The sequence below is a fragment of the Fluviispira multicolorata genome, from assembly GCF_009208585.1.
Taxonomy (GTDB): domain Bacteria; phylum Bdellovibrionota_B; class Oligoflexia; order Silvanigrellales; family Silvanigrellaceae; genus Silvanigrella; species Silvanigrella multicolorata.
Genome location: NZ_WFLN01000010.1, coordinates 93,853 through 109,491 on the forward strand (window position 1 = coordinate 93,853; position 15,639 = coordinate 109,491).

12 protein-coding genes are annotated in these 15,639 nt (G+C 33.8%); 4 read left to right on the forward strand and 8 right to left on the reverse strand.

Features of this window, described 5'->3' with window-relative positions:
* From GCL57_RS13425 to GCL57_RS13450, 6 genes are all read right to left on the reverse strand, one after another.
* Complete coding sequence (locus tag GCL57_RS13425) at window positions 1-1,341, reverse strand: nucleotide sugar dehydrogenase (RefSeq protein WP_211363268.1); 1,341 nt, start codon at window positions 1,339-1,341, stop codon at window positions 1-3.
* A gap of 9 nt (window positions 1,342-1,350) precedes the next feature.
* Window positions 1,351-3,216 (reverse strand): asparagine synthase (glutamine-hydrolyzing), encoded by a 1,866-nt coding sequence (asnB, locus tag GCL57_RS13430; protein ID WP_152213870.1) that lies wholly within the window; start codon window positions 3,214-3,216, stop codon window positions 1,351-1,353.
* 67 nt (window positions 3,217-3,283) lie between these two features.
* A complete protein-coding gene (gene nusG, locus GCL57_RS13435; protein ID WP_152213871.1) occupies window positions 3,284-3,784 on the reverse strand; it encodes a transcription termination/antitermination protein NusG in 501 nt (166 codons plus the stop codon).
* A gap of 152 nt (window positions 3,785-3,936) precedes the next feature.
* On the reverse strand, window positions 3,937-5,514 hold the full coding sequence (locus GCL57_RS13440; RefSeq protein ID WP_152213872.1) for a response regulator: 1,578 nt from the start codon (window positions 5,512-5,514) through the stop codon (window positions 3,937-3,939).
* A 2-nt stretch (window positions 5,515-5,516) separates the two neighbouring features.
* A complete protein-coding gene (locus tag GCL57_RS13445; RefSeq protein ID WP_152213873.1) occupies window positions 5,517-6,452 on the reverse strand; it encodes a hypothetical protein in 936 nt (311 codons plus the stop codon).
* On the reverse strand, window positions 6,449-6,955 hold the full coding sequence (locus tag GCL57_RS13450) for a hypothetical protein (RefSeq protein WP_152213874.1): 507 nt from the start codon (window positions 6,953-6,955) through the stop codon (window positions 6,449-6,451). The genes GCL57_RS13445 and GCL57_RS13450 overlap by 4 nt, the downstream gene beginning before the upstream one ends.
* A 185-nt stretch (window positions 6,956-7,140) precedes the next feature.
* Here GCL57_RS13450 and fumC point away from each other — a divergent pair, with 185 nt between their 5' ends.
* A complete protein-coding gene (gene fumC, locus GCL57_RS13455; RefSeq protein ID WP_152213875.1) occupies window positions 7,141-8,535 on the forward strand; it encodes a class II fumarate hydratase in 1,395 nt (464 codons plus the stop codon).
* A 5-nt stretch (window positions 8,536-8,540) separates the two neighbouring features.
* Here fumC and GCL57_RS13460 read toward each other — a convergent pair whose 3' ends face one another.
* Entirely contained in the window at window positions 8,541-9,503 is a 963-nt protein-coding gene (locus tag GCL57_RS13460) for a hypothetical protein (RefSeq protein ID WP_152213876.1), read from the reverse strand.
* Between the two features lie 263 nt (window positions 9,504-9,766).
* On the opposite strand from GCL57_RS13460, the gene pheS reads away from it, so the two are divergent.
* Window positions 9,767-10,891 carry a phenylalanine--tRNA ligase subunit alpha gene (pheS, locus tag GCL57_RS13465; RefSeq protein WP_161597769.1) on the forward strand — a complete coding sequence of 375 codons (1,125 nt, stop codon included), beginning with the start codon at window positions 9,767-9,769 and terminating at the stop codon, window positions 10,889-10,891.
* Between the two features lie 27 nt (window positions 10,892-10,918).
* Window positions 10,919-13,747, forward strand: coding sequence for a phenylalanine--tRNA ligase subunit beta (gene pheT, locus GCL57_RS13470; protein ID WP_152213878.1), 2,829 nt, complete (start codon window positions 10,919-10,921; stop codon window positions 13,745-13,747).
* Between the two features lie 74 nt (window positions 13,748-13,821).
* On the opposite strand, the gene GCL57_RS13475 is transcribed toward pheT, so the two are convergent.
* Complete coding sequence (locus GCL57_RS13475) at window positions 13,822-15,267, reverse strand: hypothetical protein (RefSeq protein WP_152213879.1); 1,446 nt, start codon at window positions 15,265-15,267, stop codon at window positions 13,822-13,824.
* A 144-nt stretch (window positions 15,268-15,411) separates the two neighbouring features.
* On the opposite strand from GCL57_RS13475, the gene GCL57_RS13480 reads away from it, so the two are divergent.
* On the forward strand, window positions 15,412-15,636 hold the full coding sequence (locus GCL57_RS13480; RefSeq protein WP_130611241.1) for a NifU family protein: 225 nt from the start codon (window positions 15,412-15,414) through the stop codon (window positions 15,634-15,636).
* The last annotated feature ends 3 nt before the right edge of the window (window positions 15,637-15,639 follow it).

Below are 15,639 nucleotides of genomic sequence, written 5' to 3' on the forward strand. Positions count from 1 at the left end.
TTATACTCGCCAATATTGCATTTTACATTTTATTTTATCTATTTGATTTTTACTAAGCATGGACTTAACATCTATAAATGTCCCTGTAAAGTTTGATTCATTAATTATTTCATCAATTAAATTATTAAATTCTAAATGGGGAACCGCAAAAAAAATACAATCATATATCTTGAAATCAATAATATTATGATTATATAATTCAATATTATACTCATGGAGCGCATCTCCACTATCAGCTATTGGGTCCATGATATCTACATGAAAGCTATAACTCTTAAGTGTATTTACAATATTAATTACTTTAGTATTGCGAACATCAGACACATTCTCTTTAAATGAGAACCCCAAAATAAGAGCCTTATAATATTCCAAATTCTTAGGTCTACTTTTCAAAACGAGTTTAATACTTTCAGAGGCAATAAAGCATCCCATAGAATCATTAATTGCCCTACCAGCTAAAATAACTTTTGGAATATAACCAACAGTCTCTGCTTTATGTGTTAAATAATAAGGATCAACACCTATGCAATGCCCGCCAACAAGACCTGGTGAAAAATTTAAAAAATTCCACTTAGTTTGCGCAGCAGTTAGAACCTCTTTTGTATCAATATTTAACTTAGAAAAAATAATGGCCAATTCATTGATAAGTGCAATATTAATATCCCGTTGAGTATTTTCTATTACTTTAGCCGCTTCTGCAACTTTTATAGAAGAAGCAATATAAACTCCTGCTGTTATAACTGAAGAATAAAGAGTTGCAAAAAAGTTTTTTGAATCTTCACAACAACCAGAAACAACCTTTACGATACTTTCAAATTTATGATTTTTATCTCCCGGATTGATTCTTTCAGGAGAATATCCAATAAAAAAATCAATTCCATGTTTTTTTTCGGATACTTTTTCAATAATTGGTATACAATCTTCTTCTGTACATCCTGGATATACAGTTGATTCAAAGCATATATAAGGTTTTTCATCACTGCTTTTAATTATTTCACCTAAAGTATTGCAGGCTGAAATAAGAGGGTTTAAATCAGGTTTATTTCCTTTATCAATTGGAGTTGGAACTGCTACAATATATGCTTTACACGCAAAAAGATCCATCATATTTTCAGTAAACAAAATTTTTTCATTTTTTAATAAATTGATATCTTCTATTTCATTCGTATAATCAATTCCATTTTTTAATTTTTCTATCTTTTTTTTATTACTATCAAAACCTATAACTCTATATTTTTTTGAAAATGACACTGCAAGAGGTAAGCCAACGTATCCTAAGCCAATAACGCCCAGTTTAAAATTTGAATCTTCAAGGACATTCATAACTTCATTTTCTTCCATGATTTATCCTCAGCTATTTTTAATAAAATTTTTTTTCCATTCATTTTCAATAAAAATATTCCAACGAGAAATTAAATTTGCCCCTGCCGGAAGATTTGACGGCAGGGGTACTCCAAAGCCCATTTTTGGCAATGAAGCCAATTCACTGTTTACTCTTCTAGACAAAGCATCACGCAAAATTCTCTTATGGATTCCATTTTTAAATTTATATTTTAATGGCAAAGAATGACCAAATTCAATCACACGATAATCTAGCAATGGAGATCTTGCCTCCAAGGAATATGCCATTGTTGCTCTATCTACTTTAACAAGAACATCATCACGCATATAAGAAACAAAATCTAATGCTGCTAAATTTTCTTCAATGCTACGAGATCTCAATGCTTCCCAAGAATAATCTGGGTACCAATTTTTAACTGTATCATAGTAATTATTAAAATAATTAACTAAAGTTCTATCTTTATCAGAAAGAAGATTTTTAGAGTTAGTACAAAGAATTGTATCATAAATTTCTTTATAACTATTTGCACTGATAAGTTCATTGACTTTTTGAATTTTAGAATCAATATTATTTGAATTAATTGATAGGAAGTTTAAAAATCTTTTAAATAAATATTTTCCATAGCTTGAATTTAAAAAATTTAGCATTAATTTATTTGAAACAGGTATATATTTAAAAAAATTATTTATTCTAGAAATTTTCTTTAAATATGAAAATCTTGGATATCCTATAAAAACCTCATCTCCACCGTCCCCTGTTAATACTACAGTTACATATTTTTGTGCAGCTTGAGAAATTGCTAAAGTCGGTATCTGAGAACTATCTGAAAATGGTTCATCGTAGTGGAAGGATATTTTATCAATTTGATTATTATAATCACATTCTTTTAAATGAAGAGTTTCTAAAGGATAATCGAGCATAAATGCTGTTTTTCTTGCTACCTCTGATTCATCAAAGTTCTTATCAGAAAATTTCACCGTAAATGCTTTAATATTTTTTGACTTTAAATTTTTAAGACTCGATAAAACGAGACTTGAATCGATTCCCCCTGAAAGAAATGTACCTACTGGAACATCTGAAATAAGTCGAATTCTTGTTGCATCATCTAAAAGTTCTAGAAATTCATCTATTGCATTTTCGTATGTGCCAGAATATACTTTTGCATAGCTTTTTAATGGATCCCAATATTGTATTTGATTCGTTAATTTTAATTTCTCATTTGAAAGATCAACATTAATATATGATGCAGCCTTTACTTTAAAACACTCTTTATAAATGCTTAAATGAGCAGGTACATAACCTAAGAAATGAAAGTAAGCCAAGCTCTCTTCATTTATTGTTAATTCAACTCCAAGTGACACAATTGATTTAAGCTCTGAAGAGAAAATAATAAGATCATTTGAATTATAAATATAGAGAGGCTTTTTTCCAACTCTATCTCGAGCAAATAAAATATTTTGTGCATTTAAATCTAAAAATGCCATTGCCAGCATTCCATTTATTTTTTTTAAAAATTTTGCTCCTTGAAAATGAAGACCAGCTAATAAAACTTCAGTATCTGAACTCGATTTAAAATTCCAATTAAGTTTGAATTCTTTTTTAAGATCTTGGTAATTATATATTTCTCCATTAAATACCAAACTTTGATGTATTCCATTTGGAGCAAGAAATGTCATTGGTTGATGCCCTGTTAAAGTTAAATCAATAATTGACAAACGCCTTTGACCTAACCAGACATCCCATTTTCCTTGAATTATAAATTTTTCGAGCCCCCAATCATTTGGCCCTCTGTGTGAAAGCTTATTGAGAGCATTTAAAACGTCTTTATGCTGAAATTGATTAGGTCGTGAAATCACACCAAATATTCCGCACATATAAATTCCTAAATTTAGATTTTAATTAAAAGTGTAATCAAAAAATAAAATAATCTTTTCTCAATAATTAAGTACTTTCAATCAAAGTGACAGGAAGTAAAACTTTCATTTCTCTTCCTAAAAAATTTAATAAAAGTTGAACTCGATCCTTATCTGTAAAGGATTCAAAAATTGCATTATGATCTTTAAAAGAACCTTCAACTATTTTAACTTTATCACCTTTTGAGAACAATTCTAAACTACTAATTGGTAGAATACCATCTTTATTCTCATTTTTTTTCAATTCATAAATAATTTGTTCAGACAATTGAACAGGCACATAATTTGCAGTGATAAGGCTTGAAATACCTCTTGTACCATTAATTTTACTCCATCTATCTTTTTCAATATCAAATTTTACAAATAGATAGCGAGGAAATAATGGAGCTAAGACTTCATCAACTTTACGAGCATGTCGACGGATTTTCTTTATACATGGTAAATAAACTTCAAAATCTTGTTCTAGCAAATGACTTTTTGCATATTTTTCTTTTAGGGGTTGTGTATGTGCAACATACCATTGCTTCATTTTTAACTCCAACAAAAAAGCTTGAATAAATTCTAAAGAATTTGAAAATAAGTCTGTATTATATTTTATGCTACGTCAATCTTTTTAAGATATTTTAATACAATTCAATTTTACAATTTATTTTTTTATTTTTTTAATTAAAGACAACTCTATTAACTCTTCACTTCAACTGCATCCTCATTCGTAACGGCAGGCATAAAACGAGCGACAATTTTTTTAAGTTCATCAAGGCCCGATTCTTTTGTCATATAAAAAACATTTTCATATTTAAAGCCACCATCTCCTTGATCGACAATATTGCTGCTAAAAAATATGAAAGGTGTGTTAATTTTTTCTTCACGCAAAGCTACCAAAAAGTGGGGGCCAGTCATTCTAGGCATGCGCACATCACTTATGATTGCGACAATTCGTTCGGCAATGGCTTTTTTGTCTTCCTGTTGAAAATATTCGAGAGCTTGCAGTCCATCTTCAGCTTCAACAGATTCCCAGCCAGCTTGCTTCATGCCACGTTTAACAAGTCTGCGAATGTCCGATTCATCATCAACAATCAATACAAGTGGCTTTGCGCTTCCTGTGTATTTTTGAGCCGTAATGTTGTCGGAACTTTCATTAGAGTCCTCTTTTTGTGGCTCTTCTTCTTGAAAGCAATTTAATGCAAGACTAAATAAAATATGAGACTCCTGCAGCATTGCTTCAAATTTTGCACTGCCGGGCATTTTATTTGCAAATTTTTCTAGTGTCGAAGTTTCAACTTTTTGCTTTCCACCTGGTATGCAAGAACACTGCGCCGATATAGTAACAAACTCATCATTGCCATTGATATCAAGATAAATAACGCTGTTACCTTCTGTGATAACGTCACAAAGTTCTGCAAATGCTGCATTCAACCACATAATAAAGTTTACGGGGTTTGCTAAAACATTTGGATCGTAGGTATCATCTTTCCGGATTTTATAAGTAATTCCCTGAGTGGTAAAGCGATGAACATTGAGCATTAAAGCATCATCTACCATACTCATAACATTTGTAATTTGCGTTTCGGAGAGTTTTGGATTTGAAAATTTTCTAAACCAAACAGCGAGATCTTGAATGTCTTGCATATATTGCAAAGCTTTTTTGAGATCTTCTTGAGCATTGGCATTCGTATTTAGAACAGGTAAAATTTGGGTCTGTAAAATACCGCGGCACATTGTAATAGGATTAATAAGTTGATGTGCAATATCTGCACCAATTTCTGATATTGTATTCATGCGAACTGAATAATGTAATTCAGCCTGCGTAGTCATTAAATCAGCGAGTTTTTCACGCATTTGTGCATGAGTACTTTGCAATTCGTCATACATTTTTGTCAAGCTTAAATCGGAAATTTCCATGCAAATTAATATTTCATTATTTGCAATAGTTATTTTATGCAATTTAACTTCTGCTGGGAATGAGCCAACAGGCCCTCTTCTTAACTGCCTTTGAAAATCATAAGCTTGTCCTAATTTCATTGCAATATTAAATAAATCATAAATAAGCGCATGATCTTTAGTATCAAAAAGATCATCAATATTTACTTTTGTTGCAGATTTTCCAGCTCCACCAAACCAAGTTTGTTTTTTAAAAGTGGCATTACACCAATACATAAATCGATCGCCCGCATTAAATAAGGCAATACCTGTTGAAACATTTTTTAGAATTTGAGAAGCAAGTGCCTTGTCGAGGTCCTTGCTAAATTCTGATGCCATTTTTAATGAGAGTCCTCAACTTTAAAATAGTGGAAACTCCTAAGTCTTTTATCAAAATCCTTAAATCTTTTTTCAAAGCGCATCAAGCAAACGATTTCAGTCATTTTCCCTGGATTTACATTGACAATATAATGATGAAGTCTTTCAAAAATAAGTTTAATTCCCAATCCTCCACTATTTCTTTTCCCAATATGCTCTGTTTTTTGATTTTCATCTAAATATTGCATAACTGTTTTTTTACTTAAAGAACCAAATGGATCTGCAACAGATAAACCAAAAACTTCACCATCAAATCCCCATTTTATTCTTACAGACTCATGATCTTCAAGTTCAAATGGCGCACTTCTGTCCACAGTTTTTAAACGTGGGTTTGCATCAAAAACTGCATTTAAAAGCAACTCATCTGCTAAATCACATACTCTTTGCGCATAGTGATCAAAGCGATCCGATCCGCCCCCAATTTTAATAATAAATTCCTCTAAAATTTTGAGAGCTTCACGTTTGTCTATCTGAGATTTTACTCTCTTTTCTTTAAATACTGCTGGAAAATTTAAATGCTTTTCGAGTCCAGGATAGTCTTTAGATTCAAATTTCTTAAGTAACATGATCAATTCACGTGCATCGAATTCACCATCATTTGTTGCAACAAAACATTGAATATTTGCACAATCAATTAAATTCGGAATGACTCTTTGCAAGGATTCTTGCAAAATAACAACAATTCTACTTTCAGGATATGCAACAGAAAATTCTTTTAAAAATTCAATTTTTTTAGCTTCTGCAAATAAAAAAAATCTATCTTTTTTTACATTTGCTGCAAAAACTTTAGCTTCTTCTTCCGTTTTGCAAGGTTGAAAATCGACTCCAGCTGAGCGCGTGAGCATTCCCAGTTTATTTTGAAAAGCAATTGAATCGGGTAAAAAACAGACAACTTTCAAGCTGCCTCCTTCTTAAACCTTTTAGGATTCGAAGAAATAAAATAGAAATATTCGCTTGGCTCAAAATCTATTTCAAGATCAAAGCCCTCTTTGTTTTTGAGAACTAAATTAAATTCATCATAATTATCTAAAATGGGGATTTCTTTACCAATATTCAATAAAAGAACTTCGTGAGTGTCATTTGATGGACAATAAAAATTTGCATAAATGCTTGAAACTGTCGTTTTTTCACTTAAAAAATCGCTAATATTAAACTGCTCAACCAACCATCTTGGTGCATTTACATAAATAAAAGAACAATCAAAGTTTTCTAAAATTTTATACCAGGCAAGAATTCCACATGAATTTGCACGTTTGACCTTAGAAAAATCAAGATTGACTTCTTTTTTTGCTGCTGAATTTTTAATCGCTTGCTCAAGACCTTGTTTAATTAAATCCACTGAGGATTCTTCATTAAGAAGACCCGAGAATTCAACTGTTGTATTATTAACGACCACTTCCATTGATCATACCTCAGACCAGTTGTTCATACAGATGTCAACATATCGGACTTCATGTAGCTCTCTTTAGCTACTCAGAAACTTGCTACATTGACGCCTCAATCCTATAAGTATTAGGTCGGCCTTCCTAAGTTGTATTAAGGAAGGATACTCCTTTTCATTCGACTTCTCTTTTAGGAGATTCTACTATGTCTACACGTATAGAAACAGATAGCATGGGCGAAATTGCCGTGCCACAAAATGCATACTGGGGAGCTCAGACTCAACGCAGTTTTCAAAATTTTAAAATCAGTGGAGAACGTTTTCCCCGTGTCTTTATAAGAGCTTATGCACTTGTTAAGAAAGCTGCGGCCCAAGTAAATGCCGAATTAGGAGAGCTTGCTAAGGAAAAAGAGAAACTTATCAGTCAGGCGTCTGACGAGGTAATTGCAGGGAAATTTGACGATCAGTTTCCTTTGGTTGTTTGGCAAACAGGCTCTGGCACACAGTCAAATATGAACTTTAATGAAGTCATTTCAAATCGAGCAATTGAAATTGCTGGCGGTATTATTGGTAGCAAAAAGCCCATTCACCCAAATGATGATGTTAACAGAGGCCAAAGCACCAATGACAGTTTTCCAACAGCTATGCATGTTGCAGCAGCCCTTGCTGTCCATGAAAACTTTATTCCTGCTATCGATAAAATCATTGCAACCTTCGAAGCAAAAGCGAAAGAGTTTTCAGATATTGTCAAAATAGGCAGAACCCACTTACAGGATGCAACTCCTTTAACACTCGGTGATGAAGTCAGCGGTTGGGCGATGCAACTTAAAATGTGCAAAAAAGCGGTGATAAACTCAATGGAAATGATTTATGAGCTTGCTGCAGGCGGAACAGCTGTGGGAACTGGCCTAAATTCCCACAAGAGTTATGCAAAGGGCATAGCGAAAAGATTGTCTGAATTCACAAAAATTCCTTTTGTAACAGCTCCAAATAAATTCCAAGCTTTAGCTGGCCAAGAAGCTCTTGCTAACCTTTCAGGATCGCTCAATACAACGGCAACTGCTTTTATGAAAATTGCCAATGACATTCGTTGGCTCGCAAGCGGACCACGTTGTGGAATTGGCGAAATTTCTATTCCAGAAAATGAACCTGGTAGTTCAATTATGCCTGGAAAAGTAAACCCAACACAAAGTGAAGCTGCAACTATGGCATGTTGTCAAGTCATGGGTAACCATGTTGCAGTGACTGTGGCTTCGAGCCAGGGTAATTTTGAATTAAACGTTTTTAAGCCTGTTATCATTCATAATGTGCTTCATTCCATACGTCTCTTAGCTGATTGCTTTATTGGTTTTGAAGAGCATTGCGCTTCTGGCATCAAAGCAAATAAAGAAAGAATTAATGATTTAATGTATAAATCTTTAATGCTCGTCACTGCATTAAACACTCATATTGGATATGACAAAGCAGCTTCAATTGCCAAAACCGCCCACAAAAATGGCACAACTTTAAAAGAAGCTGCTATTTCGTTAGGATATTTAACTTCTGAACAATTTGATGAATGGGTTGATCCTAAAAATATGCTTTCTCCACACGGAAAATAACAATTTTAATCAGTACTTACCCATTGTAAAACAAGCACACCCGGATTCCCAGCAACTCCGTTGGTGCCAAGTTGAGCTGCTTGTCCATTAGGATAACCTCTGCTCACTTGGCCACCATGTGCTTGATCACTTCTAATTCCACCATTTCCACCAATACCAACCTTATATGAGATCACCTGACCAGGTTGTACCTGCAGAGTATGTTCTTGCACTAAAGCTGCAAAACCATCTTTACCATGCCCACCATCACCTCCAAATCCTCCATATTGTTTAGTATTTTGATCACCCAAAGAAACAGACGCACCTACACCTCCCTTTCCTCCTTTTCCTCCAGCCCCTCCAGAGCAATACTTATAATGCTCAGTTAAATTTCCAGAAAGAGAGTTATTATTTACAATGCTCATTATATTTTGAGAAGCATACTGGAATTTGAAATCACCAAACTCTGATATTTCACCTAATTTACCTGACTCACCATTCTTTGTTGCTGAATTTGCAGCTTGAAATCCTGGAAAGCTATTTTGAAAAGGTGTGCATTTTAATACATTATGACGTTCATCGCAGATATGTCCTCGTTTTCCAGGATTCCCTCTTTCTCCTGATTCCACAATTCCATTTGCATCACCTCCTGCAGAACCATTGCCACCAAGTGAGTTGCCATTCCAGTTTCCTGTAAAAAGACCTGCTCCAGCTCCGCCAGCACCCCCACCACCTCCTCCGTTACCACCAGAGCAACCAATCATTTTAACTGAGTACACGTTGTCAGGCACAGTCCAGAATCCATTTAAAGATGAATAAGTTCCATCTTTATTGAATGCAGGTTTTAATATTTTAGTATTCAATTTAGTTTTAACTTGAGGGCGTGGGATATAAATAATATTTTCTTTAATTTCTTCCCTAGGATTACCACCGCAGCCTTGAACAATAGCCATTGCAAGAAAAGAACAGACTTGGAATTGAATTTTCATTTTGACTCCTTAGCATTATTATAGAATTCAACCGTTAGCTTGTTTATTCTGATTTGAAGAAGTACACTGCGGATAATGACTGATATAATTAAAATATTATTGCTCATTCTTTTGAAATATAGAGAGTTTAGATTCTTTATGATTGCTATTTAAGAGAGTCAGGATATAAGCTAAAATGTCTTAAATTGATGCTGCAAACACTTATTTTGCTTGTATTTTCAGCATTATTTATATCGGTTCATTCTATTGGAGAAGCATACGTTATGTCAGGAATTGAGGAAATTAAAAATATTTTAACCGCTCCCATATCGATCACATATCAAAATATCGAAGAACTCAAAAATCATATCGATGAAGAAAGAGTTCGATTTATAAATGTAGTGGGTAAAAATGGCTCAAATTCACCTGATTTAAACATATTCTCAAACGAAATAATGGAAGAGATACGTATCCGCTTTACGGGTAAAAAATCTCCTTTACAAGAATGGCTCAAATCTTTGCGGAATATTCCCAATGAAGAACGCAAAAGTGCGGGCGCTAAAATTAATGAATTAAAATCTGAAATTGAAAATAGTTTTAAATCCTTTTCTGAGAACTATAGAATTCAAGTAGAAAATAAAAAATTAAATTCTGAAACTGACGATATCACATTGCCATTAACACAACTTAATTTAGGTTCTCGTCACCCAGTTATGACGGTTATGCGCGATCTCATGGTTCCTTTTCAACGCATGGGTTTTTCAGTGGTTGATGGTCCCGAAATGGATAATGATTTCTTTAATTTTGAAGCTTTAAATGTTTTAAAAGATCATCCAGCCCGAGAAATGCAAGATACATTTTTTCTTGCCAGTGAATGGGTTTTACGCACACACACAAGTAATGTGCAAAGCCATGCAATGAAAGAACGAAAGTTACCTCTAAAAATTGTTTGTCCAGGCTGTGTTTATCGTAATGAATTCGACATGACTCATCTTCCTGCCTTTCGACAAATAGAATGTTTAGTTGTCGACAAGGGCATTCATATGGGGCATTTACGTCACACAATCAATGAACTTTTAAATGCGGCCTTTGCGCGGCCAGTCAAATTACGTTTTCGCTCAAGTTATTTTCCATTTACCGAGCCGAGTGCCGAAGTTGATGTCGAATGCCAACAGTGCTTTGGCAAAGGATGTCGCAGTTGCAAGCACACAGGTTGGTCTGAAATTGGTGGCTGTGGAGTTGTCAATAAAAAAGTTTTAGAAAGCTGTGGAATTGACTCCTCTGTATACAGTGGAATTGCTTTTGGGTTTGGAGTGGATCGCATTGCTAAGGATCGATTTGCTATTTCAGATCTTCGATCTTTAATTGATGGCAATGTTTCTTTCTTAAAATCATTCGGACTCGTTTAAAATAAACACGGAAATAAGGTAACAGACATGCTAGCAAGTTTAAATTTTGTAGAACGTTTTATAACTCTACCAAAAGTAACACAAAATATTAATATAAACAGTAAAAATATTTCTACCACACAATATGATCTCGAAAAAATTGCCCCTCTTTTAACTCGACAGGGTTTTGAAGTCGACAGCATTCAAGTGTGGGGTGCAGGGCTTGAAACTGTTGTCGTTGGCTATATCGAAAAAATTGAACCTCATCCTACAGCTGGAAAATTACAAATTTGCCAAGTAAATGTGGGTGAAGCGACTCTTAGACAAATAGTTTGTGGCGCTCCAAATGCACGCGCTGATATTTATGTTGCAGTAGCACTTCCCTCAACTAAACTACCCAATGGCCTGGAAATAAAACCTTCTAAAATTCGTGATGCAGAAAGCAACGGTATGCTTTGTGCACGTGATGAACTTGGCCTTCCCACAAATAAAGAGATAGATGGAGATGGAATTTGGGAGTTAGACATTGACTCTCAAGGTGGTGTTCCAAGAAAAATACTGGAAAATAAAATTGGTTATCCCATTTTTTATGCTCTTAATATGACAGATACTCTCCTTGAATTAAGCGTAACTCCAAATCGTCCTGACATGCTCTGCCATGAAGGCGTGGCGCGTGAATTGATGGCTGGTTTTACTTATGCAAAAATAACTTTTATTAAAAAGAAAGATGCTGAATTCGCAGCTCAAGTTACTTTAACAGAAGAAAATATAAAAGCGGATGCAATAAAAAATTCGCGTGCAAAGTGTGGCGAAATATCATTTACTTGTGAAAACCACCTCAATATTCCAGCATTTTTTGTTCTTATAGATTCCATTGAGGTGAAGCCAAGCCCTGCATGGTTAAGAAACCAACTTGAAGCTCTTGGACAAAACTCTATTAATAATATTGTTGATACTTCAAATTATGTTCTTTTAGCGTATGGACAGCCAAATCATGCTTTTGATTTAGAAAAGTTATCCTCACAAAATCCAAAAGAAAAACAGTTGATTCTTCGCAATGCAAAAGCCGGTGAAAAATTTATTGGCCTTGATAGCAAAGAAAGAAGCCTATATGAAGCGGATGAAATTGTTGCAGATATTGAAGGTGCACAAGCAATTCTTGGTGTTTTAGGAGGGGAGCATTCTAAAGTTTCAAGTCAAAGTAAAAAAATTGTTGTTGAATTTGCTAACCCAAATGCAGTTTCTGTCCGCAGAACATCGCGTCGACATGGTCGACAAACCGATGCTAGTTTTTTATTTGAAAAAGGCGTTGACGTACAAAAACGTTATAAAGCTGCGCTTGAGTTTTTTGCTCTTATTTCTGCTGAAAGCAAAAATAAACCACATTATTGCAGCACAATTCATTCAGTCAATGCACAAAAAAAACCTATGATTGTTACGCAATTTAATGCAAATGAAATTGAATTTAATTCGCATGATCAAGAAAAAGTTTTAGGTGCAAACATCATTCCTTATAAAGATCAACTTGAAATTATAGAGTCACTTGGATTTACATTAAAAAATGAATCTGAAAGCAAAACTAAAGCAACAGTGCCAAGTTGGAGATCACAAGATATTGCTGGGAATGCAGATCTTGTTGAAGAGTTTATTCGCATCGCTGGTATTGACTTAGTTCCTTCAGCATCCTTTCAGTCTCAAGCTATTGTCAGCCATGATGATCCACAATTCGCATTTAATGAAAAAATAAGTTCAAGATGTTCTGCACTTGGCTATAATGAAGTCATCAGTTTACATTTTATGCGTGCAGATGATCATGCGAAGCTTTCCTTAAATTCTATAAATTCTTTAGGTGAACCCGTTGCTCTCATAAATCCAATAATTGGTGATGAGCCCCTTATGCACACAACGTTAATTCCTGACTTATTAAGAAAGGTTTCTCGTAATATTAGCTATGGTATTAAGAGCGGACAGCTGTTTCATTCCTGCCGTACATTTCAAAATAGAGATGCAAATGGGGAGAGAATTTTTAACTCTAATGGAGAGTCTATTGGGCTACATAATGAACTCACATATAAATTAGACAATACATTAGAATATCATTACACACACGGATATGCTTACACTAAAGAAGAATCACAAACAGGTCGCCCCGTAGAAACTCCACGTCTTGCTGGCATTTGCTTTGGCAACAAATCAGAAAAAACATGGCAGAATTCGGCAGAAACTTTATGGTCATTGCATGATATAATGGCGCATGTGCAAGAAATAAGCCGCAGTGTGGGTGTCGAAATTTCTTTTGCACGTATTTCCGATATAGAAAATAATTCTGAATTCCAATTTCATCCTATTGCAAAAGCATTACATCCTGGAAGAAGAGTTAGTTTTTATATTAAAGATGAAAACAATAAGTCTGTTTCTTTAGGTTGGGCTGGAGAGCTTCATCCAAACACAATGAGAAACTTTGAAATTGAAGTGCCGTGCTATGTATTTGAATTAAATATTGCAATATTAATGCATAAAACAATGCTTCCAAAAGAAGTCACGCAAAGAGTTACAAACGCACAAAAATTCCCGACAATAACAAGAGATTTCGCTTTTCTATTAGATGAAAAAATAACAGGAAAAGACTTAAACGATGTGGTTTTAAATTCTATAAAAGACATTATTAAATCGGAAGTACCTGCTGTATTAAATTCAATTAAAATTTTTGATATCTACAGAGGTAAAGGAATGCCTGAAAATAAAAAATCTGTTGCATTCCAAATATCATTAGAACCAACAGAAAGAACGTTTACAGAGAAAGATATTTTGAAACTTACAAAGTCTATCATTAATAACGTAACAGAAAAATTTAATGCTGAGCTAAGGGGAGTTTAATTCTCTTAGCAAAAACAATAGAGCTACTCCAAAATAAAAATAAATTTAAAATAGATGTTTTTCTATTAGAACTTTTAAAAAGTTATATTAATTCCTGATTGAGTCGTAAATAAAATATCTGTTTGAGTCTCATCCTGCAAAGTTTTAATTTTCCAATCATAAAACCCGTAACTACAACTAACAAAGAAATATTTATTTGTACTCAGTTTCTCATCAAAAGAATATTTAAGAATTGGAGTTACAACAAATGAGTTTGCATCGGTCGCAATAAGTTTTTGAGAAGCATAAACAAATGAAATATCTAACCCCATTTGCCAATTTCTTGTGAAAAAATAGACCGGTTGGATATCAACACTCAAGCGGTTCGTCGACCTTGACATTCTACGTCCATCTGATTCTAGAGATTTTTTATCGTCTGCAACTCTTAGAACAGGCAATTCTGAGGCATAAGTATTATTTGTAAGAATAAATGCAGTTAAAATTCCACCATATGGCGTAAAATAAAATTCTGAAGAATCGAGAATTCCAATAGTATTTTGAGGATAATTTGGAGGAATACGTCCTTGACCAATATAAGAACTAGAGCCTGTATTATTATTGGGCTGAGCAGCTTTATCTGCGGGTAAAGATTGAAACCAAACAGAGGTATGCCCTTTAATTCCATCCGTTAAAGGTCTCAAAAAAATTCCGCCCACAATAAATGAAGATGAGTTTGCAACAGTATCTTTTTTGCTCCCATCGCTTGAAACATTTTTATCTGCAAACTCTTGATAATATCTTAAAGATAGTATGGGCTGAAATATTTTTCCTTCTGACAATAAAAATTTTCCAGAAAAAAAGGCGGTAAAAACATAATCATCTTCAGAAAACAATTTTGCTTTACCACTGCTATCTAAAATTTGATTTCCACTTTGATCTTTTGCAGTGGTAAAAACTGTTTCTTTATTTAATGAAACAGATGCCTGAAAAACTTCATTTTCAAAACCTAAGCCTTGAAGTTCAATTTGATTAAAAGGATTTTCAATTTGGAATAAATAAATATTATCAAATTCATATGTTCTTCTTCCAAGCCAAAAAGAAGATGTTTTTGCCAAATTCGGAAATAATAGATAGAGATCTCTGACATGAACGGTATTCTCTTCATAATATTTAGGGAATAAATTATAAATAACTTGTTTATCCCAATAATAATCCATTCTTAATTTTAAAGAGACCCAATCCACAAAATCGATGGAAAACTTTCCGGAAATTAAGTTTGGACTGAATGCCGAAGAACTTGATGCTTGATTTTCTGAGTTTTGATTAGGCTCATTGCTCAATTCAAAGGTATTGCCGGCAGTTCTAAGGTTTCCTTTCAGCTTAAGACCCAACCCCATTTCCCAAGAGTTTGAAATAACATACTTTTCTTCAGCACCTATTTTATATGTATTTATAACATTAATAAATATAAAAATGCCTATTCCAATAGACTTATTTAAAGAAAATAAACCCTTTTGAAAACATTTGATTACAAAATACAAGTTGATTCACCCGATATTAATATGTGATTATACTCAAAATACTCAAACAAGCCCCCCTTGACCGAGTAAGTTCAGATACTATGTTCATAATGAAACATTTTTTCAACCTTATGGGGTTGAACACTTTCTTAAGAGGTCTTATAAATGATTGCAAAGATTCAAGAAATTATTGAGCAACAGATTCGCCCTGCTCTCCAATCAGATGGAGGAGATATAGAGCTTATAGACGTAGAAGATGGGATTGTTAAGGTACGCCTTGTTGGTGCATGTTCACACTGCCCATCAAGTGCTATGACACTTTATCAAGGTGTTGAAAAAATGCTTATGGAAAAAGTGCCTGAAGTTAAGGGCATTGAGCAGGTCTGGTAAATA

Coding starts and splice junctions, on each gene's coding strand:
- GCL57_RS13425 (WP_211363268.1), bottom strand. CDS start 1,341: ATGGAAGAAAATGAAGTTATGAATGTCCTTGAAGATTCAAATTTTAAA.
- asnB (WP_152213870.1), bottom strand. CDS start 3,216: ATGTGCGGAATATTTGGTGTGATTTCACGACCTAATCAATTTCAGCAT.
- nusG (WP_152213871.1), bottom strand. CDS start 3,784: ATGAAGCAATGGTATGTTGCACATACACAACCCCTAAAAGAAAAATAT.
- GCL57_RS13440 (WP_152213872.1), bottom strand. CDS start 5,514: ATGGCATCAGAATTTAGCAAGGACCTCGACAAGGCACTTGCTTCTCAA.
- GCL57_RS13450 (WP_152213874.1), bottom strand. CDS start 6,955: ATGGAAGTGGTCGTTAATAATACAACAGTTGAATTCTCGGGTCTTCTT.
- fumC (WP_152213875.1), top strand. CDS start 7,141: ATGTCTACACGTATAGAAACAGATAGCATGGGCGAAATTGCCGTGCCA.
- GCL57_RS13460 (WP_152213876.1), bottom strand. CDS start 9,503: ATGAAAATTCAATTCCAAGTCTGTTCTTTTCTTGCAATGGCTATTGTT.
- pheS (WP_161597769.1), top strand. CDS start 9,767: ATGTCAGGAATTGAGGAAATTAAAAATATTTTAACCGCTCCCATATCG.
- pheT (WP_152213878.1), top strand. CDS start 10,919: ATGCTAGCAAGTTTAAATTTTGTAGAACGTTTTATAACTCTACCAAAA.
- GCL57_RS13480 (WP_130611241.1), top strand. CDS start 15,412: ATGATTGCAAAGATTCAAGAAATTATTGAGCAACAGATTCGCCCTGCT.